Raw genomic sequence first — 18,862 nt, forward strand, 5'->3', positions numbered from 1 at the left:
GGGCGTCTGTCAGAGGTAGCTGTCGGGCCCTCACTTCTCCTCCGCCGCGCCGAATCCCGCGTCCTTGGAGGCGCTGGTAGGGCTCGCCCAAGGTGTTGCGTGATTGTCGATGCGCATCTGGAAAATGAAATAGGTCGGCGAGCAAAAGCCGATGCCTTTCACTTTCGAAATGCCCGGCGTGTCGGGTGGCATTGACTGGCACATATAATCCTCGCGGCAGAAATGCTCGGCATCACAGGCCGGCCGGTTGCCGCGATTGACGGCGCCGCCAAGGCACTGGTCGAAATTGTTGGTCGCCACGCAGATGTCGAATTTTTTTCCGCCGACCATCCCGCAGATTTCGGAAGGCATCGCTTTGCCTGGCTTGAAGGCCGTGAAGGCACGGTCCTTGTCGTCACAACCGCGATAGGCGATGCCTGCAGGCACACCGATCTTCGGCGGACGGCAGGTGTAGGCGGCGCGCGAGACATCCGGCGCAAAGGCCGCGAACTGCCCCGTGATGCTGTAGCGGTCATTGAAAGGCTGCGTCGCATTGCTGGCAATCGACCCGGTCAGGCAGGGATGGCCGGAGAACATTTTTGGGCTGTCCTTGGGCAACAGACATTGCGCCAGCGTGGTGCGCACGCCTGATGCTGTCGCCAGCGGCGTGCAGACGGTGCCGCCACCGCATTGCCAGGTCGCGCCGAAACGCTTGGCGTCGTCCGGCATCAGGCATGGCATCGCCATCTCGGCCGGCACGTAATCGACATCGCCGGTATCGGTCCACGTCGCAGGCGGCGCGAAGGACAGCGGCCGGTAGCGGTTCGGCTGCTTGCCGTCCTGCGTTGCGCGCAGCCAGGCCTGGCGCCGGGGGATTTCGGCATGGAGATGCGGCGAGATGCCGACTTCGATGCGGTTGAGCGGCGATGTCGTCTTGTCATCGAGGCCGATGAAGTGGAACCCGGCGGTGGAACCCGCCTGGTGACAGCCCTGGCAAGCGCCATTGTCCAAGCGCTCGACCAGCGCCTCCGGCGTGCGCACAAGTTTCGGCGAGGAATAATCGAGCGATGCGAATTCCTTGGGTTGGAATAATTGCGTAAACGGATGATTGGCCTGTCTTGCGCTGCCGAACGTCGACCATGAGATGATTTTTTTCGCCAGAAATGCGTCGGGGATTTCGTAGACTCCGAGATCGATCGCCGCGACGTTGGCGCTGACATAATCGGCGAGCTCTTTCTTCAGCGCCGCGTCTTGCGAGAGCCGCGCTGTGTCCGGCGTGTTCTCCAGCGGCTTCTCGCTGACCGCAGCGCCTTCGATGCCGAAGATCCGCATGAGATAGGCCGCCTGCCCACCGAATTCAGTCTCCTGACCGGAGGGAAAGCGCACCACTTGCGCATTGAGTTCGAGCTGCTTGAAGGTGAGCCCGGCCCGCTCCAGCGGCCCGCCGGTCAGCCAGCCGGCATCGACGGTCTCGTCAAGCTGCGGCGTCCAGCGCCCGGCTACGCCGACGCAGCCGCCATCGGCATCGGCTGCCGCACTGTAGACGGCGTTGAAGTTGAACGGCAGCCGCGAGGCCAGAACCTTGCCGCCCTTCTTGAAACTATAGGCCAGGCGATAGATGAAACGCACCTCGCCACAGCTCTTGTCGCCCTCCAGGGCAGCGAAATCATGCCGGTCGAGCCGGTTGACGACGCCGACCAGCCGGAAGCGCGCCGCCCCGGTCTTCAGCCAGCGCATGTCCATGATGCGGCCGACATTGCCGTCGGTCACCTCATAGAGCGTGCGCCCGCCGGCCTTCATCTCGGCGCGCAGCGCGGCGATGTCTGATGCCACGGTATCGACGATCGCATGATAGGCCGGCGCCTTGTCATAGAGTGTCTTCAGGTTGTCCTCGCCATCGACGTCGAAAATGCCGGCGAAGCCAAAGCCCTTGGCATCGAGGGCGGCGAGCACCGCCGGATCATCGACGATCATCACCGGATTTTCGGCGGCATTCGCCGACTGTGCCGCTAGGGTGACCATGACGAGCGTGGTGAGAAGGAGAGCAAGTCGTCTCATCGAAGGTCCGGCTGGCTTTCGATCAATTCGCGCAGCACCGGCACCAGGGCCAGCGGCAGATCCTCGGCAATCAATCCTGGCCCGAACCGGCTGCCGGCTTCAGCATGGATCCAGACGGCGGCACAGGCAGCCTGGAAAGCCCGCATGCCCTGCGCCAGTAGTGCGGCAACGACGCCCGCCAGCACGTCACCCGAGCCGGCTGTAGCAAGCCACGGCGCACCATTGGCGTTGATCGCCGCCCGGCCGTCGGGCGCCGCGATCACCGTGTCGGCGCCCTTGTAGACAATGACTGCATTGGCACGCGCTGCGGCGGCGCGGGCCTTGGCGAGCTTGGACTGCTTCTTCGATTTGGCAATGTCGGGAAAAAGCCTGGCGAATTCGCCCTCATGCGGCGTCAGCACCAAGGCAGGTGCGAAGGTTCGATGTGCCGCTTCGAAAAGAGCATCTGGAGCGTCGCGAAACGAAGTCAGACCGTCGGCGTCGAGTACAATGCCTCCAAACAAGCCCATGCGTTCGAAATCGTAGGCTTCGTCTTGCTTGAGCAACCGCAAGGCAAAATCGCGGGTTTTTTCGCCGACTCCAAATCCGGGGCCGAGAACGAACGCCGTATGCCGCTTTTCGTCAATGAACTCGCCTGCGTCAGCCACAGTATCCACCGCGCGCAGCATGATCGAGGTCAGATGCGTAGCGTTGACGTGCATGGCGTTGGCGGGCGATAGCACGGTCACCGCCCCTGCCCCCGTTCTGGCCGCCGCCATCGCCGACAGCCGCGCCGCACCGGTTGCCGATGGTCCGCCGGAAAAAACGCCCACATGGCCGCGTTTGTATTTATGTGTGTCGGTCGCCGTTCTCGGGAAGTGCCATCGCAGCCAGAGGTCCGGCGTGTTCTCAAATGTCGTGATCTTAAGCCGGTCGACGATCGTATTCGGTATGCCAATGTCGGCGACGATGATCTCGCCGCACAGGCTGCGCCCTGGCATCAACAGATGGCCGTGCTTTTTCCGTACAAAAGTCACCGTCACTGCGGCTTGGAAATAGGCCCTGGTCCATCCGGTGTCACCGGACACGCCCGATGGCAAATCGATCGACACGACCGGTACCTGCTCCGCTCCGCAAATTCCTGAAGCCGCCTGAGCGTAAGGAGAGAGGTTCTTCGAAAGTCCGGCGCCATAAAGCGCGTCGACAACGACCTCGCCTTTTGTAGGATGAAAATCATTCAGATGGTTGACCGGCAGGTTGCAGGCCTCGGAAGCCAGTGCCGCATCGCTCCCAGGCTTCTGCTTGCCCTCGGCCCATACGGCGACATTGACGCCAGCTTCGGCCAGCAGGCGCGCCACGACATAGCCATCGCCGCCATTGTTGCCAGGACCGCACAGCACATGCACGCGGCTCGCCGCGGGATAGCGCGCCAGGACCACCGCTGCTACCGCCTCGCCGGCGCGCTGCATCAGGCCATAACCGTTGAGCGGGCCGGCGGCAATCGTCAGCCGATCCGCCTCGCCCATTTCGGCGGAAGTAAGAAGTTCATCGCTCATGGATTGCCGATCCGCATTCGATCAAGCATTGTCCAGTTTTCGGCTCGACGCAAACGGGGAGGAGTTGTTGCGATCCGACGCCAGACCGTCAGGATGCACGTCGCAGGCGCAAGATTGCCCATTATATGAGCAGCTTGCCTGGTTTTTGCGCGGATGCAAATGACGGCACTGTATAGGCTCTTGCAGCCCATGCCGCATCCGTTGCAGTGAATGACGCGAATTTGCATCCAGGTGCGGCATGGCTTCGAAATCGTATGAGACCGCTTCGAATCCCTCGGATTGGCACAGTTCGTGCTTGATTGAGGCGCAAGCGGGGGCTCACAACCCGTTTTTTTGGCAGTGGAGGCCACTTTTTACATGAAAAAGATCGAAGCGATCATCAAGCCATTCAAGCTGGACGAAGTGAAGGAAGCGCTTCAGGAGGCCGGACTGCAAGGCATTACCGTCACCGAGGCCAAGGGCTTCGGACGCCAGAAAGGCCATACCGAACTCTACCGTGGCGCCGAATACGTCGTCGATTTCCTGCCCAAGGTGAAAATCGAGGTCGTGCTCGGCGACGACGCGGTCGAAGGCGCGATCGAAGCCATCCGCAAGGCGGCCCAGACCGGCCGCATCGGTGACGGCAAGATCTTCGTCTCCAATATCGAGGAAGTCGTACGCATCCGTACCGGCGAAACCGGCATGGACGCCGTCTGACGCGGCCATCCTCTGAGAAACGTCATCCATCAAAAAACGTCATCAAACAGGGATACATGACATGACGACAGCCAAAGACATCATGAAGCAGATCAAGGACAACGACGTGAAATTCGTCGACCTGCGCTTCACCGACCCGAAGGGCAAGCTGCAGCACGTGACGATGGATGTCGTCGAGGTCGAGGAAGACATGTTTGCCGATGGCGTCATGTTCGACGGCTCCTCGATTGCCGGCTGGAAGGCCATCAACGAGTCCGACATGGTGCTGATGCCCGATCCTGACACCGTCCACATGGACCCGTTCTTCGCGCAGTCGACCATGGTCATCCTGTGCGACATCCTCGACCCGGTCTCGGGCGAATCCTACAACCGCGACCCGCGCGGCACGGCCAAGAAGGCCGAGGCCTACATGAAGGCCGAAGGCATCGGCGACACCATCTATGTCGGCCCGGAAGCCGAGTTCTTCGTGTTCGATGACGTCAAGTACAAGGCCGATCCCTACAACACCGGCTTCAAGCTCGACTCCACCGAACTGCCGTCGAATGACGACACCGACTACGAGACCGGCAATCTCGGCCACCGCCCGCGCGTCAAGGGCGGCTATTTCCCGGTGCCGCCGATCGACAGCGCGCAGGACATGCGCTCCGAGATGCTGACCGTGCTCGCCGAAATGGGCGTGCGCGTCGAAAAGCATCACCACGAGGTGGCCGCAGCGCAGCATGAGCTTGGCATCAAGTTCGACGCGCTGGTGCGCAATGCCGACAAGATGCTGATCTACAAATACGTCGTGCACCAGGTCGCCAACGCCTATGGCAAGACGGCAACCTTCATGCCGAAGCCGATCTTCGGCGACAATGGCTCGGGCATGCATGTCCATATGTCGATCTGGAAGGGCGGCAAGCCGACCTTCGCCGGCAATGAATATGCCGGCCTGTCGGAGAGCTGCCTTTTCTTCATTGGCGGTGTCATCAAGCACGCCAAGGCGATCAACGCCTTCACCAACCCGCTGACCAACTCCTACAAGCGCCTGGTGCCTGGCTATGAAGCGCCGGTGCTGCTCGCCTATTCGGCACGCAACCGCTCGGCCTCCTGCCGCATCCCGTTCGGCTCGTCGCCGAAGGCCAAGCGCGTCGAGGTTCGCTTCCCCGATCCGGGCGCGAACCCCTACCTCGCCTTCTCCGCCTTGCTGATGGCCGGTCTCGACGGCATCAAGAACAAGATCCATCCGGGGCAGCCGATGGACAAGGACCTCTACGACCTGCCGCCGAAGGAGCTGAAGAAGATCCCGACCGTCTGCGGCTCGCTGCGTGAAGCCCTCCAGAGCCTCGACAAGGACCGCGGCTTCCTGAAGGCTGGCGGCGTCTTCGACGACGACCAGATCGACAGCTACATCGAACTGAAGATGGCTGAGGTGATGCGCTTCGAAATGACCCCGCATCCGGTCGAGTACGACATGTACTATTCGGTCTAAGATCCCGGACGGATAGCGTCGAAAAGCCCTTGAAGGATTTCCGCCTTCAAGGGCTTTTTGCTGCCCACGGCTCTTGCGATGGATAGCGCGCGCCGGCCACACAGCAAGCTGGCAATCTCTTCTGATTTTAAGGACCGTTTATAGCTGGGGCCGTGGCCGCAGGCAGAAGCCGCAAATCACGGCAAACGGGTGGGCATTTTGAGCGCGCCAAAAAGCCAGGAGCGAGCGGCACACTGCCTCAGGCTGCAATGCCCGCTCGTCCGGCGCCCCCGCCAATGCCGTCGTTCAAGAAACCCCGCCCCGTTCGAACAGCATCGCTTTGGCGTAACCCCAAGGCCCGAATACGCATGCTGCGGTGCAATCTGTCAACGCCGCGGGCCGTAGGTATCGAACGCCAATTTCGATGTATGAACAGGGGCTTATATAACTGATCATTGGTGTACGGACGAGCTGAAACAGGCCGTTTTCCGGGCTTTTTCGGGGAACGCGGAACAGCATGCCACCCGTGGCGGCTATTGGTGTCAACCAAAAGCCTCTCAGCCTGGTGAATTTGTCGGATCCTTTTCAACCTGACTTTTTTTGGGGGAATTCGGTCCGCCGGGCCAGCATGGCAAAAAGAACCCCGACGAAGGCCGGGGTTCTCGCACGGACAGATCGTCGGAGGGTGACGCCTATCCGGCAAGTTCGTCCGGGCCGTGCAGGTTCCAGTCCGTTCGCCTGGCGAGCACCAGCACATAGTAGATCGCCGCCACGACCATGATCAGCAGCGTCGCGATCAGGCTCGGGCGGCCGAAGGCGGCGTCGAGCAGGTTCTGATAGGCGACATAGACCAGCGCCACGAAGGCGAGGATGGCCGGCACCGGAAACAAGGGCATGCGGTAGTGTCCGCCAGCCGTGGTGCCGTTGCGGCGCCCGGCAAACGCCGCCACACACAGAAGCGCATAGATCACCACCAGCGACGTGCCGCTGACCACCAGCAAAAGGTTGATGTCGATGAAGCAGGCGACCGCCGCCAGCACCGACACGACGATGGTGGCGATCCATGGCGAGGCGTAGCTGCCATGGACGGAAGCGACCGCGGCATTGATCGGGCCGAACCAGGTCTTGTCGCGGCCGGAGCTGAACAGCAGCCGCGCCGCCTGCAGGATGATAGCGATGACCGCGTTGAAAATGGCGACCGCGATGGCAAGGCTGATCATCACCGTCAGCGCATGGCCACCACGCGCTTCGAGGAAGTATTCTATTTTCTGGGGCGCTGCGAGCAGTCCCGCCAGGTCGGGCGAACCCAGAAGCACGGCGGTCAGCGGTATCAGTTCCGCGGCGACGGTGATCAACAGCGCCCAGACAACAACCTTGCCGATGTTGCGTTTGGCGTCCTGCGTCTCCTCGCCGAAATAGGCGGCCGCGCCATAGCCATTATAGGCAAAGAGCGAGACAGCGGTGGCCGCAAGGATGACCCCGGCCGACGCCGGCACCAGCGTGTTGGTGGCATCGAGCAATTGCGGCGACGTGAACAGGCTCGACAACGGCCGCTCGACATGAGCGAAGCCGAGCCCGGTCAGGACCAACAGAGCCAACATTTCGATGCCGAGGAAGATGCCGGTGACGAAGGCATTGAGCTTGATGCGCATTGCCGCGACCGTGCCGGCCAGCGCGATCGTCACCACGCCGACCCATTGCGGGCTGAGATTGGGAATGAGCACACCGAGATAGGTGCCGACGCCGAGCGCGATGACGGCAACGATCAGCACAATCGAGACGAACACCAGCACCAGCGTGACAAAGCCCCAGAAGCGGCCGAGCGTGCGGCCGATCATGGTGTATTCGCCGCCGGCCATCGGATAGGCCGATGACAGTTCGGCATAGACGAAAGCCATGAACAGCCCGATGACGGCGGCAATGACGAAACTCAGGAATGAGCCGGTGCCGGCCAGCGCGATGACGCCCGGCACGATGATGAACACCGAGGATGCCGGTGTCACGGCCGACAGCACGATCATCAGCGTACCCAGCGCATTGAGCGCCCGGTCCAGTCCCTTGGCGGTTGGCGCAGCCTTGGCGGCCGCCCCTGTTGTTGCTTCGTTTGTAGACATCGTCCTCCCCTTTTTTTAATATGATAAAAATTACTCTCCGCGGCGAAACCTATCGATGGAGTCAGATATCGTCAACAAATATGGGGCATCGGTGCTTGCAAAATTTCGTACGCCAGTTTTAAACTGAACTACATTCAGGAAACAGAAATGGGACGACCCAAAACTCAGACCGATCGCCGCCTTACCCTGGTCGCGGCGGCAGAATCGATGATCGCCAGGCGCGGCCTTGCCGGCGTCACGCTGCGCGACGTCGCTAATGAAGCAGGGATGAGTTCGAGCGCCCTGCTCTACTATTATCCCGGCCTGAAGGACCTGCTGGACGATGTGCAGCGCAAGGCTGTCGAGCGGTTTTGCACGATACGCGCGGCGTCGGTCGCCGAGATCGCCGATCCCAGGCTGCGGCTGAAAACGATGATCGAGAACGGACTGCCAACCGACACGGACGACCAGCTCTGCCGTCTACTGCTCGAGCTCGGCGCGTATTCGCGTTCGGATCCGAGCTATGCCGCCCGCCAGATCACGCTGTTCGAGCGGCAGGTGTCGATCTATGTCGGCATCCTGGAAGCGGGCGCGGCCACCGGCATCTTCAAACTGGCGGCGACCAGCGAGACGATCGCGCGCAGCCTGGTGGTGCTCGAGGACGGCCTGGGGCTGCATCTCGTCAACGTTGTGCCTGCAGTCGATCAATCTTCGGCCTTGGCAATCCTGACCAGCTACGCCGAGCTTGCGACCGGCTCCAGCCTTCGCTGAGCCGGCTTACATCAACGGAGCAAACCCCAAGCATGGACCAATTGCCGACCCACACCACCACGCCAGCGGGCAAGGCGCGGGCCCGCGCGCTCGCCATTCCCTTGCAAGGGACGCCCGGCCCCGCCAATGCCATCACCGATGTCGACGGTGTCCTGGTCGGCTACTCCACGATCATCAAGGGTGAAGGCAAGCTCGATGGACAAGGACCGGTGCGCACCGGCGTGACGGCCATTTTGCCGTTCGGCCATGACGGCGTCGGCGTCGCCTGCGCCGCCGGCTATCATTCCTTCAACGGCAATGGCGAGATGACCGGCGCATCGTGGATCGAGGAGGCCGGCAGCATCAGCCTGCCGATCCTGATCTCCAACACCCATGCGATCGGCCCCTGCCACCGCGGCGTCATCGACTGGGTGGCCCAGAACAAGCCCGACGTCGCGAAGCAATGGCTGCTGCCGGTGGTGGCCGAAACCTGGGACGGCTATCTCAACGACATCAACGGCTCGCATGTCACGGTCGATCACGCTATTGCCGCGATCGACAATGCCGCGAGCGGGCGCATCGAGGAAGGCTCGGTCGGCGGCGGCACGGGCATGAACTGCTATGCCTTCAAGGGCGGCTCGGGAACGGCCTCGCGGATCGTCGACGACGGCCATCGCTCCTACACGGTCGGCGTCTTCCTGCAGGCCAATTTCGGCTCGCGCCGTGAACTCACCATCGCCGGCGTACCGCTGGGTGACCAGTTGGCAGACGACAACCCGATGGAGTCGTATTTTCGCGACGGCCCGACGGGCGCTGGCTCCTGCATCGGCATCATCGCCACCGATGCGCCACTCTTGCCTGGCCAATGCAAGGCGCTGGCCAGGCGCGTGCCGCTCGGCCTGGCGCGGACCGGCACCACCGGCTCGCATTTCTCCGGCGACATCTTTCTCGCATTCTCGACCGCCAACCGCGACGCGCTCAACGGTCGCTTCCCGAAAGGTCCAGCGAGCGAGGAGAGCTACAGCCGCATGGACTTCATCCCCTGGGGGCGCATGGACGATTTCTATGCAGCCGTCGTGCAGGCGACCGAGGAGGCCGTGCTCAACGCGCTGGTCGCCAACAGCGACATGACCGGCCGCGACGGCAACCGCAGCCCTGCCTTGCCGCATGCCAAGGTTTTGGCGGCGCTCAAGGCGCGTGGCGTCATCGCCGACTGACATCGGCAGACGGACCAGCCCTCACAAGCACGAAAAAGCCCTGGCGACTTCCCGCCAGGGCTTTTGTTATCGAGTTCCGGTTGCGGCGAGGACCTTGCGATCCGCGCCGCGAAACAATCAGGCGGCGGCCGAGACCTTCGCGTCGGTCGCAACCTCCGAGATGGTCTTCAGGATCTGCGAAGCGATCTGGTAGGGGTCGCCTTGCGAGTTCGGGCGGCGGTCTTCCAGATAGCCCTTGTAGTCATTCTTGATGAAGGAGTGCGGCACACGGATCGACGCACCACGGTCGGCGATGCCATAGCTGAACTTGTTCCATGGCGCGGTCTCGTGCTTGCCGGTCAGACGCTTGTCATTGTCCGGACCGTAGACGGCGATGTGGTCCATCAGGTTCTTGTCGAACTGCGCCATCAGCGATTCGAAATACGCCTTGCCGCCGACTTCGCGCAGATAGGCGGTCGAGAAGTTGGCATGCATGCCCGAGCCGTTCCAATCGGTATCGCCGAGCGGCTTGCAGTGGAACTCGATGTCGATGCGGTATTTTTCGGTAAGCCGCAGCAGCAAGTAGCGGGCGATCCACATCTGGTCGGCGGCCTTCTTGGAGCCCTTGCCGAAAATCTGGAATTCCCACTGGCCCTTGGCCACTTCGGCGTTGATGCCTTCATGGTTGATGCCGGCGGCGAGGCAAAGGTCGAGATGCTCCTCGACGATCTGGCGGGCGACATCGCCGACGTTCTTGTAGCCAACGCCGGTGTAGTACGGGCCCTGCGGTGCGGGATAGCCGGTCTCCGGGAAGCCGAGCGGGCGGCCATCCTTGTAGAAGAAATACTCCTGCTCGAAACCGAACCAGGCACCCTCGTCGTCGAGGATGGTTGCGCGCTTGTTGGAGGCATGCGGCGTGACGCCGTCCGGCATCATGACTTCGCACATGACCAGCACGCCATTGGTGCGGGTCGGGTCCGGATAGACCGCGACCGGCTTCAGGACGCAGTCGGAGCTGTGGCCCTCGGCCTGCATCGTCGAGGAACCATCGAAGCCCCACAGAGGCAGCTCTTCCAGCGTCGGGAATTCGGCGAATTCCTTGACCTGCGTCTTGCCGCGAAGGTTGGGGACCGGGGTGTACCCATCGAGCCAAATGTACTCGAGCTTGTATTTCGTCATTCTAGCCTCTCGTTGCTTGTTCACCGAACACCAAACGGCGTCGACACGCGTCTGCCGTCAGCAGCCGGCGCTGCCGATTGATAAAATGCAATTCGTGTGCCACTCCGGTGTCGACGGGTGCGGCAAAATGGCCACGATATTGCGCTGAATTTACTCAGCCGTCTCATCACTGGGTCCATATCGATCAAACCCAGATAATGCATAAATATTAGGCATTTAATGATCTTTTCGTAGGCATATTGCCTAAATGACTCGCAGGACCTATCTTCTGGGAAAGCTGAATCGAAAAGCTCAAGAAGAAGAAAGGAGACCGCTCATGGAAGTCGTCCACTCCCGTCCGTCGGCAAAAATTCTGATGTTCCCTCTGGCAGCGCGCAACTCTGCCTCAAATTTAGGCGTTAAGGCGAAATTCGCGGCAGAGCTGGCCTCGTTGCGCAACACGCACGCCGATTTTGACGGCTGGTATCACGAAGCGGCCGTCGAGGAAGAAAATCAGCGCAAGAGCTGATCCGCTTCTTCAGGTCTCAGACACGAAAAGCCCGGCGTGAGCGATCACGCCGGGCTTTCTTGTTGACCGATGATCCGTCGGCTACTCCTTCGAGTGCAGATCGGTGCCAAGCGTATCCTTGACGAAGATCATGCCGATGATCAGCGTCATCGCCGCGATCACCACCGGATACCACAGGCCATAGTAGATATCGCCCTTGTAGGCGCTGAACGCGAACACGATCGCGGGCAGCAGACCGCCGAACCAGCCATTGCCGATGTGGTAGGGCAGCGACATCCCGCTGTAGCGGATGCGGGTCGGGAACATCTCGACCAGGATCGCCGCGATCGGCCCGTAAACCATGGTCACGTAGAGAACGAGGATGAACAGGATACCGATGACCTTGGCCCAGTTGACCTGGGCAGGGTCGGCAAACATCGAGAACGCACCCGATCCCGGAACGCTGTAGACGGTCACCTCGGTGGCGCCGGCGGCTTCGTCCTTCGTCAGCACCTTGTCCTTGATTGCCTGCTCGGTAGGCACCGCGGTCTTTTCGCCGGCGCGGATAGCTGCCGCGTCGAGCTTCAGTTCGGGATTGGCCGCGACAAAGGCGTCGAGCTTCTGGTCGGCGACCTTGGCAGCAGCGCGCTTCAGCGGATAGCCGCCATCCTGCAGGGAGAGGTTGATCGCCTTCTTGAAAGCAGCATCGCTCGCAGCTTTCTTGTCGCCGGCGGCCTTGGCGTCATAGGACGGCACGGTTTCGTTGCCGATCTTGACGCTGGCCGGCGTTCCCGCCGCCGCCGTCGAGACGATGTCATACGGCACCGAGTTCTTGGCCAGGAAATCGGTGGCGATATCGCACGAGCTGACAGGAACACGTGTTCCGGTCGGGTTGAACTGGAAGCCGCAATCCCCCGGTGCCGCGGTCACCGTGGCGCGCGTGTTCTGCTGCGCGGTGGCTAGAGCGGGATTGGCGGCCCAGGTCAGCGCCTTGAACAGCGGGAAGGTGGTGACGACCGCCAGCGCAAGGCCGGCCATGATGATCGGCTTACGGCCGATCTTGTCGGACAGCCAGCCGAAGAAGACGAAGAAGCCGGTGCCGAGCGCCAGCGCAATGGCGATCATGATGTTGACCGATTGGGCATCGACCTTGAGCACATTGGCCAGGAAGAACAGCGCGTAGAACTGGCCATTGTACCAGACGACGGCCTGGCCGGCGGTAAGGCCGAACAGCGCCAGAATGGCGATCTTGGCATTCTTCCACTGGCCGAAGGCTTCCGTCAGCGGCGCCTTGGAGCCTCTGCCCTCTTCCTTCATACGCTTGAAGGTCGGCGATTCCGAAAGCGACAGGCGAATCCAGACCGAGACGCCGAGCAGGATGGCCGAGACCAGGAATGGAACGCGCCAGCCCCAGGCCGCGAAAGCCTCCTTGCTCAAGGAATTCTGCACGATCAGGATGATGATCAGCGACAGGAAAAGGCCAAGTGTGGCCGTCGTCTGGATCCATGAGGTGTAGAAGCCGCGGCGGTCGTCGGGAGCATGCTCCGCGACATAGGTCGCAGCACCGCCATACTCACCGCCAAGCGCCAGGCCCTGCAGCATGCGCAGCGCAATCAACAGGATGGGCGCTGCGATGCCCCAGCTCTCCGAACCGGGAAGCAGGCCGACCAGGAAGGTCGAAAGGCCCATGATCATGATGGTGACAAGGAATGTGTATTTGCGGCCGACGAGATCGCCAATGCGGCCGAACACCAGCGCGCCGAACGGGCGCACGATGAAGCCGGCGGCGAAAACCAGCAGCGTGAAGATGTAGCGCGTGTTCTCGGGAAACGCGTTGAAGAAGGTCAAGCCGATCGCGCCCGCCAACGCACCATAGAGATAGAAATCATACCATTCGAAAACCGCGCCCAGCGAGGAAGCGAAGATGACCTTCTTCTCTTCCCGCGTCATGCCGCGGCTGGTTCCGCCGGCGGTCGATGCAATTGCCATTGAAGTTGTCCTCCCGTGAGACCCTGTCCTCGATGCCAGGCGCCAATGTCCGCGCTCTCCTCCGAACGCGGACTCAGAAATGCCGAGCCATCACGGAAAAAATGACAGAAAGCGCTCGCCGAAGGCAGAGCGACGATGGGATTATGACTTTGGTATTAGGTGCAGTGCGGTAGGGCCTGAGGTCAGGCCTTGAGCGCTTCGAGAAGGCTGACCGCAGCCACCATATCGCGCTTGCGGGCAGCACGGCGCGCGACGGCTTCGGCGTCCTGCCCCCACTGCTCGATCTGCCAATCCTCGTCGACATGGCCGGCGGCCCAGGCGGCCTCCGTGTCGAGCTCGCCGAAGTCGACGGCCAGCGCCAGCAGCGCCGAACCGGTCAGCGAGGTCATGACGTGGATGGCGGCCAGCCGCAGCGGTTCCGCGCGCTGAGCAAGATGACTGCCGAGAACGGCGATCGACTCGCGCGGCTGCTCGACATGGATGATCCCTTCGGCCAGGTTGAAGCGAGCCCCGAGTGCGGCGCGCGCCCAATCGATGACCGGATCCCACTGCTCGTTCTGCCGCTCGACCAGCCCTTCCGGTGCGTCGGCGCGGTAACAGAGCAGGTCCGATGAGGCAAAACGCAGTATGTCTTCCAGCACCGCCTGCGGATCGCTGGCGACGCCATCGATGGCGGTGTTGACCAGCCGCATCACCGGCATCGTCACCGGATTGATCGTCTCGCCCTGTTGAGCGAATTCCTCGGCCACCAGCACTGCTGCCGCCTCGGTCGGCAGCGCCAGCAGCGCCTTGCCCGGCGTGCGCACCGGCTTGCCGTCGAGATGCACGGCAAAACCGCCCTCTGCCGGCGCAACCGAAACGGTCTTGTAGAAGCGCTTGGGCTGCGGTGTCTTCATCTGAATCTGGGCGCGACGCACCGGATCCGGATCGGAAAGATACTTGCCCGCTTCGAGGTCGTTGAGAATATCACGCATGAAAAGTCTCTCTCACACCGGTGTCAGCTTGCGAGCCGGCCGGTTGACGATGATCAGGCCGGCGGCAATCAGGCCGAGTGCCAGGAAGATGCGAACGGTCAGCGGTTCATTCAAGATGATCGCGCCGCACAGCACGCCGAAAACCGGCGACAGGAAGGTGAAACTGGACAGGCCGGACGCCGGATAGCGGCGCAGCAGCCAGAACCACAAGACATAGGTGAAAGCGACGATATAGATCGCTTGGAAAAGCAGCGCCAATGTCGGCAACAGCGAGGGATCGCGCACCGGCGGGCCGGCGAGCGGCAGCACCAACAGGCCAACGATCGCCGCGCCGGCTAGTTGATAGAGCAGCAGCTTCTCGGCGCTCGCCTCAACCAGTTTGGATCGCTTGATGAGGATGTTGGTCAAGGCCCAGAAGAATCCGGAGCCGAGACTTAGCAGATCGCCGAACAGCATGTCCCCGCCGCCGCCAAGCTTGTCGGAAAAGACGGCGGCAAGGCCGGCGAAGGCCAGCAGCAGGCCGAGGAACTTGCGCATGGTGATCTGCTCGCCAAGCAGGAAGTGACCGCCAATCAGCATCCAGAACGGCATGGAGTTGACCAGCAGCGTGTTGCGGGCAACGGTCGTATGCTCCAGGCCGACATAGAGGCAAAGGAACTCGACGCCGAAAAGCACGCCAACCGCGATACCGGCCAGCAACGTGCCATCGCGCGTGAACAGCGCGATGCCCCGCCAGCGGCACCAGAGGAAGACGCAGAAGCCGCCGATGACCGAGCGCGCGATCGACAGGAAGACAGGGTCGTAGCCAGCGTAGGAGATCTTGGCGGCGACGTAGTTCAGGCCCCAGGAAAAGGTCAGGCCGACCATGATGGCGGCGGCGGCCATGTCGACTGTGTCGCGCCGATCGAGCGCGTCGGTGGCGCCGCTCAAGCTCAGTCCTCCGCGCTGGCGTCGTCGAAGCCGATCAGGTTCCAGCTCTGACGCATATGCGGCGGCATCGGCGCTGTAACGTCGATGACGCCCTTGTCGGGATGCGGAATGATGATGCGGCGCGCGTGCAGATGCAGGCGGTTTTGAATGCCGCCGGGAAAATCCCAGTTGGTATCGGCTTCGAAATATTTCGGGTCGCCGATGATCGGGCAGCCGATATGGGCGGCATGGACGCGGAGCTGGTGGGTTCGGCCCGTATAAGGCTCCATTTCCAGCCAGGTCATGGTTTGCGCCGCCTGCTCGATGATGCGGTAGTAGGACACGGCGTGGTCGGCGCCTTTTTCGCCATGCGCGGCCACCCGCACGCGGTCGCCGTCCTCGGTCGGCTCCTTGATCAGCCAGGTCGAGATCTTGTCCTCGCGCTTCGGCGGCACGCCCTTGACGAGGGCCCAGTAGGTCTTCTTGGTCTCGCGGGCGCGGAACGCCTCCGACAGCTTCATGGCGGCCAGTCGCGAGCGGGCGACGACCAGCACGCCCGACGTGTCGCGGTCGAGCCGGTGGACCAGCCGCGGCTTCTCACCCTTCTGGTTGCGCCAGGCTTCCAGCATGTCGTCGACGTTGCGGGTGACGCCCGAACCGCCCTGCACCGCAAGGCCCGCCGGCTTGTTGAAGACGAAAACCTTCGGGTCCTCATGGATCAGCATTTTCGCCAGGACGTCGGCATCGCCCTGGTTGCGGATCGAGTGACCGGTCAGCGCGCTCTCGCCCTTCTTGTCGACCTCGAGCGGCGGAACACGCACCACCTGGCCAGGCTCGACACGGCTGTCGGCCTTGACCCGGCCGCCATCGACGCGGATCTGGCCAGAGCGCAGCAGCTTCTGCAGATGGCCAAAACCAAGGCCCGGGAAATGGGTCTTGAACCAACGATCGAGCCGCATGCCCGCCTCGCCGGCCTCCACCGTGATCTGTTCAACGCCTGCCATTTTTTCTTCGCTTATCCGTTTCCAAAGCAGGGCTCGGCCTGCGCTTGGCGCGGCAATAGCACTAAGGCAGGCTTCTTGCGAGCCAAAGTCCCAGAAACAGGGCGATGATGGCGCCAATGACGCTCGCCAGCGCATATCCAAAAGCCGGCAGCGTGGCGCCGCGTTCCCACAGTGTCGCGAAATCGAGCGAAAAAGCGGAAAAGGTGGTGAAGCCGCCAAAGATGCCGGTGGCGACAAACAGCCTGACTTCGTTCGACCCGCCGCGGCGGGCCAGGGTAGCGATGAACAAGCCCATGGCAAAGGAGCCGACAATGTTGATCGCCATCGTGCCCCAGGGGTAGTTGGAGCCGACGAGGCGCAACGCGCCGATGTTGGTGAGATGGCGGATGCCGGCGCCGATACCGCCGCCGACGACCACGAGAAGCAGATTGAACATCGTCGTCTACTGCCCGTGCAAGGGCGGTGACGTCAATCCCCTCCCGCCGAGGGCGATGCGATCGCACACACAGTTGAACGCGTCAGAAACCGCCTCTCGCGCCCATTGTCGAGCGAGAACATGCCGCCCCTGCCCGGCACGACGTCGATGATGAGATCGGTGTGTTTCCAGACCTCATATTGCGAAGCGCTGATGTAGACCGGTGTTTCGCCGATCTCGCCCAGCATGACATCATTGTCGCCGACGATGAAATCGCTCTGGGGGTAGCACATCGGCGAGGAGCCGTCGCAGCAGCCGCCCGACTGATGGAACAGCACCGGCCCATGGTCGGCGATGATTTCAGCCAGGAATGTTCTGGCCTCCGGCGTGGCCGAGACTTTCCCAAGCGAAACCTTGTCGAGCACGGCACTCCTCCATCATCAACTGATCGGGGCGCGGCGGAATGGCCGCGCCCCCTTCCAAGGACATACGCAGCCCTGGGAGGGCTCTCAGAAGAAACCCAGTTTCTTCGGGCTGTAGCTGACCAGCATGTTCTTGGTCTGCTGATAGTGGTCGAGCATCATCTTGTGGTTCTCGCGGCCGATGCCGGACTGCTTGTAGCCGCCGAACGCCGCGTGCGCCGGATAGGCGTGGTAGCAGTTGGTCCACACTCGGCCGGCCTGGATGGCGCGGCCGAAGCGGTAGCAGCGGTTGGCGTCGCGGCTCCAGATGCCGGCGCCGAGGCCATAGAGCGTGTCGTTGGCGATCGACAGAGCCTCGTCGTCATCCTTGAAGGTCGTCACCGAGACCACCGGCCCGAAAATCTCCTCCTGGAAGACGCGCATCTTGTTGTGGCCCTTGAACACGGTCGGCTTGACGTAATAGCCGCCGGCCAGATCGCCCGGCAGATGGTTCTGCTCGCCGCCGATCAGCACCTCGGCGCCTTCCTGCCTGCCGATGTCGAAGTAGCTCAGGATCTTCTCCAGCTGCTCGCTCGATGCCTGCGCGCCGATCATGGTTGCCGGGTCGAGCGGATCGCCCTGGACGATCGCCTCGACGCGCTTCAGCGCCTTTTCCATGAACTTGTCGTAGATATTCTCATGCACCAGCGCCCGGCTGGGGCAGGTGCAGACTTCGCCCTGGTTGAGCGCGAACATGACGAAGCCTTCGATCGCCTTGTCGAAGAAGTCGTCATCTTCCGAGGTCACGTCCTGGAAGAAGATGTTGGGCGACTTGCCGCCGAGTTCGAGCGTCACCGGGATGAGGTTCTGGCTGGCGTATTGCGAGATCAGCCGACCGGTCGTGGTCTCGCCGGTGAAGGCGATCTTGGCGATGCGGTTGGACGACGCGAGTGGCTTGCCGGCTTCGAGGCCAAAACCATTGACGATGTTGAGCACGCCATCCGGCAACAGGTCGCCGATCAGGTCGACCCACAGCATGATGGTGGCCGGTGTCTGTTCGGCCGGCTTCAACACGACGCAATTGCCGGCGGCAAGGGCCGGCGCCAGTTTCCAAACCGCCATCAGCAGCGGAAAATTCCAGGGAATGATCTGGCCGACGACGCCAAGCGGCTCATGGAAATGATAGGCGACGGTGTCATCGTCGATTTGCGACAGGCTGCCTTCCTGGGCGCGCAAAGCACCGGCGAAATAGCGGAAGTGATCAACGGCGAGCGGCAGGTCGGCGGCGGTCGTCTCGCGGATCGGCTTGCCATTGTCCCAGGTCTCGGCGAGCGCCAGGAGATCGAGATTGTCCTCCATGCGATCGGCGATGCGGTTGAGGATCAACGCGCGCGCAGCCGGGCTGGTCCTGCCCCAGGCGTCCTTGGCCTTGTGCGCGGCGTCGAGGGCCGCCTCGATGTCGTTTGCATCCGAACGGGCGATTTCGCCGAGCGGCTTCCCGTTGACCGGCGAAATGTTGTCGAAATACCTTCCTGAGTGCGGCGCCACCCATTTGCCGCCGATGTAATTGTCGTAGCGCTTGGCGAAGGGAACCTTGGCCGTGCGAGAAAATTCCACCTTGTTCATTATCTTCCTCCCAGGAAACAGCGGTACGGGATGTACCGCGCTGCCAGGGAGATTGGGGATGCCATCGGGCTTTGTCAGCCCGGGCAAGTCATCCACACCAGGCCGACTGTCGCAGGATTGC

16 protein-coding genes are annotated in these 18,862 nt (G+C 62.1%); 5 read left to right on the forward strand and 11 right to left on the reverse strand.

Going from position 1 to position 18,862, the window contains the following annotated elements:
• Positions 1-30 precede the first annotated feature (30 nt).
• Positions 31-2,037: a hypothetical protein gene (locus AC1DX4_RS12885; protein WP_477220670.1), complete on the reverse strand. Its 2,007-nt coding sequence runs from the start codon at positions 2,035-2,037 to the stop codon at positions 31-33.
• Positions 2,034-3,572, reverse strand: coding sequence for an NAD(P)H-hydrate dehydratase (locus AC1DX4_RS12890; RefSeq protein ID WP_477220671.1), 1,539 nt, complete (start codon positions 3,570-3,572; stop codon positions 2,034-2,036). The genes AC1DX4_RS12885 and AC1DX4_RS12890 overlap by 4 nt, the downstream gene beginning before the upstream one ends.
• A 357-nt stretch (positions 3,573-3,929) precedes the next feature.
• On the opposite strand from AC1DX4_RS12890, the gene AC1DX4_RS12895 reads away from it, so the two are divergent.
• Both AC1DX4_RS12895 and glnA read left to right on the forward strand, forming a co-directional pair.
• Complete coding sequence (locus tag AC1DX4_RS12895) at positions 3,930-4,268, forward strand: P-II family nitrogen regulator (RefSeq protein WP_006205430.1); 339 nt, start codon at positions 3,930-3,932, stop codon at positions 4,266-4,268.
• A 61-nt stretch (positions 4,269-4,329) separates the two neighbouring features.
• Positions 4,330-5,739: a type I glutamate--ammonia ligase gene (gene glnA / locus AC1DX4_RS12900; protein ID WP_477220672.1), complete on the forward strand. Its 1,410-nt coding sequence runs from the start codon at positions 4,330-4,332 to the stop codon at positions 5,737-5,739.
• 671 nt (positions 5,740-6,410) lie between these two features.
• Here the strand turns inward: glnA and AC1DX4_RS12905 are convergent.
• A complete protein-coding gene (locus AC1DX4_RS12905; RefSeq protein ID WP_477220673.1) occupies positions 6,411-7,832 on the reverse strand; it encodes an APC family permease in 1,422 nt (473 codons plus the stop codon).
• Between the two features lie 147 nt (positions 7,833-7,979).
• On the opposite strand from AC1DX4_RS12905, the gene AC1DX4_RS12910 reads away from it, so the two are divergent.
• Together AC1DX4_RS12910 and AC1DX4_RS12915 are read left to right on the forward strand one after the other, a co-directional pair.
• On the forward strand, positions 7,980-8,582 hold the full coding sequence (locus AC1DX4_RS12910) for a TetR/AcrR family transcriptional regulator (protein ID WP_477220674.1): 603 nt from the start codon (positions 7,980-7,982) through the stop codon (positions 8,580-8,582).
• A gap of 32 nt (positions 8,583-8,614) precedes the next feature.
• Positions 8,615-9,778, forward strand: a complete 1,164-nt coding sequence (locus AC1DX4_RS12915; protein ID WP_477220675.1) for a DmpA family aminopeptidase — start codon at positions 8,615-8,617, stop codon at positions 9,776-9,778.
• A 117-nt stretch (positions 9,779-9,895) separates the two neighbouring features.
• Here AC1DX4_RS12915 and AC1DX4_RS12920 read toward each other — a convergent pair whose 3' ends face one another.
• Positions 9,896-10,936, reverse strand: coding sequence for a glutamine synthetase beta-grasp domain-containing protein (locus tag AC1DX4_RS12920; protein ID WP_477220676.1), 1,041 nt, complete (start codon positions 10,934-10,936; stop codon positions 9,896-9,898).
• A 316-nt stretch (positions 10,937-11,252) separates the two neighbouring features.
• On the opposite strand from AC1DX4_RS12920, the gene AC1DX4_RS12925 reads away from it, so the two are divergent.
• Positions 11,253-11,444: a DUF2735 domain-containing protein gene (locus tag AC1DX4_RS12925; protein WP_258583893.1), complete on the forward strand. Its 192-nt coding sequence runs from the start codon at positions 11,253-11,255 to the stop codon at positions 11,442-11,444.
• An 81-nt stretch (positions 11,445-11,525) separates the two neighbouring features.
• Here AC1DX4_RS12925 and AC1DX4_RS12930 read toward each other — a convergent pair whose 3' ends face one another.
• The 7 genes from AC1DX4_RS12930 to adh all read right to left on the reverse strand — a co-directional run bounded on the left by AC1DX4_RS12930 (position 11,526) and on the right by adh (position 18,741).
• Positions 11,526-13,412, reverse strand: coding sequence for an MFS transporter (locus AC1DX4_RS12930; protein WP_477220677.1), 1,887 nt, complete (start codon positions 13,410-13,412; stop codon positions 11,526-11,528).
• Between the two features lie 182 nt (positions 13,413-13,594).
• Positions 13,595-14,386, reverse strand: a complete 792-nt coding sequence (locus AC1DX4_RS12935) for an ATP12 family chaperone protein (protein ID WP_477220678.1) — start codon at positions 14,384-14,386, stop codon at positions 13,595-13,597.
• Positions 14,387-14,398: 12 nt separating this feature from the next.
• A complete protein-coding gene (locus AC1DX4_RS12940; RefSeq protein ID WP_477220703.1) occupies positions 14,399-15,271 on the reverse strand; it encodes a DMT family transporter in 873 nt (290 codons plus the stop codon).
• A 47-nt stretch (positions 15,272-15,318) separates the two neighbouring features.
• Positions 15,319-16,299 carry an RluA family pseudouridine synthase gene (locus AC1DX4_RS12945; RefSeq protein WP_477220679.1) on the reverse strand — a complete coding sequence of 327 codons (981 nt, stop codon included), beginning with the start codon at positions 16,297-16,299 and terminating at the stop codon, positions 15,319-15,321.
• A gap of 61 nt (positions 16,300-16,360) precedes the next feature.
• The gene (crcB, locus tag AC1DX4_RS12950; protein WP_477220680.1) at positions 16,361-16,735 is read right to left on the reverse strand and encodes a fluoride efflux transporter CrcB; all 375 of its coding nucleotides are present in this window, start codon (positions 16,733-16,735) and stop codon (positions 16,361-16,363) included.
• A gap of 32 nt (positions 16,736-16,767) precedes the next feature.
• A complete protein-coding gene (locus tag AC1DX4_RS12955; RefSeq protein ID WP_477220681.1) occupies positions 16,768-17,139 on the reverse strand; it encodes a DUF779 domain-containing protein in 372 nt (123 codons plus the stop codon).
• Positions 17,140-17,223: 84 nt separating this feature from the next.
• On the reverse strand, positions 17,224-18,741 hold the full coding sequence (gene adh / locus AC1DX4_RS12960; RefSeq protein WP_477220682.1) for an aldehyde dehydrogenase: 1,518 nt from the start codon (positions 18,739-18,741) through the stop codon (positions 17,224-17,226).
• Positions 18,742-18,862 lie beyond the last annotated feature (121 nt).

Source organism: Mesorhizobium sp. P3_A8, from assembly GCF_056402995.1.

Excerpts from the sequence above, each read along its gene's own strand:
- adh (WP_477220682.1), bottom strand. The coding sequence starts at position 18,741 with ATGAACAAGGTGGAATTTTCTCGCACGGCCAAGGTTCCCTTCGCCAAG.
- AC1DX4_RS12945 (WP_477220679.1), bottom strand. The coding sequence starts at position 16,299 with ATGGCAGGCGTTGAACAGATCACGGTGGAGGCCGGCGAGGCGGGCATG.
- AC1DX4_RS12885 (WP_477220670.1), bottom strand. The coding sequence starts at position 2,037 with ATGAGACGACTTGCTCTCCTTCTCACCACGCTCGTCATGGTCACCCTA.
- AC1DX4_RS12940 (WP_477220703.1), bottom strand. The coding sequence starts at position 15,271 with ATGGCCGCCGCCGCCATCATGGTCGGCCTGACCTTTTCCTGGGGCCTG.
- AC1DX4_RS12910 (WP_477220674.1), top strand. The coding sequence starts at position 7,980 with ATGGGACGACCCAAAACTCAGACCGATCGCCGCCTTACCCTGGTCGCG.
- crcB (WP_477220680.1), bottom strand. The coding sequence starts at position 16,735 with ATGTTCAATCTGCTTCTCGTGGTCGTCGGCGGCGGTATCGGCGCCGGC.
- AC1DX4_RS12890 (WP_477220671.1), bottom strand. The coding sequence starts at position 3,572 with ATGAGCGATGAACTTCTTACTTCCGCCGAAATGGGCGAGGCGGATCGG.
- glnA (WP_477220672.1), top strand. The coding sequence starts at position 4,330 with ATGACGACAGCCAAAGACATCATGAAGCAGATCAAGGACAACGACGTG.
- AC1DX4_RS12915 (WP_477220675.1), top strand. The coding sequence starts at position 8,615 with ATGGACCAATTGCCGACCCACACCACCACGCCAGCGGGCAAGGCGCGG.
- AC1DX4_RS12925 (WP_258583893.1), top strand. The coding sequence starts at position 11,253 with ATGGAAGTCGTCCACTCCCGTCCGTCGGCAAAAATTCTGATGTTCCCT.
- AC1DX4_RS12920 (WP_477220676.1), bottom strand. The coding sequence starts at position 10,936 with ATGACGAAATACAAGCTCGAGTACATTTGGCTCGATGGGTACACCCCG.
- AC1DX4_RS12895 (WP_006205430.1), top strand. The coding sequence starts at position 3,930 with ATGAAAAAGATCGAAGCGATCATCAAGCCATTCAAGCTGGACGAAGTG.
- AC1DX4_RS12935 (WP_477220678.1), bottom strand. The coding sequence starts at position 14,386 with ATGCGTGATATTCTCAACGACCTCGAAGCGGGCAAGTATCTTTCCGAT.
- AC1DX4_RS12905 (WP_477220673.1), bottom strand. The coding sequence starts at position 7,832 with ATGTCTACAAACGAAGCAACAACAGGGGCGGCCGCCAAGGCTGCGCCA.
- AC1DX4_RS12930 (WP_477220677.1), bottom strand. The coding sequence starts at position 13,412 with ATGGCAATTGCATCGACCGCCGGCGGAACCAGCCGCGGCATGACGCGG.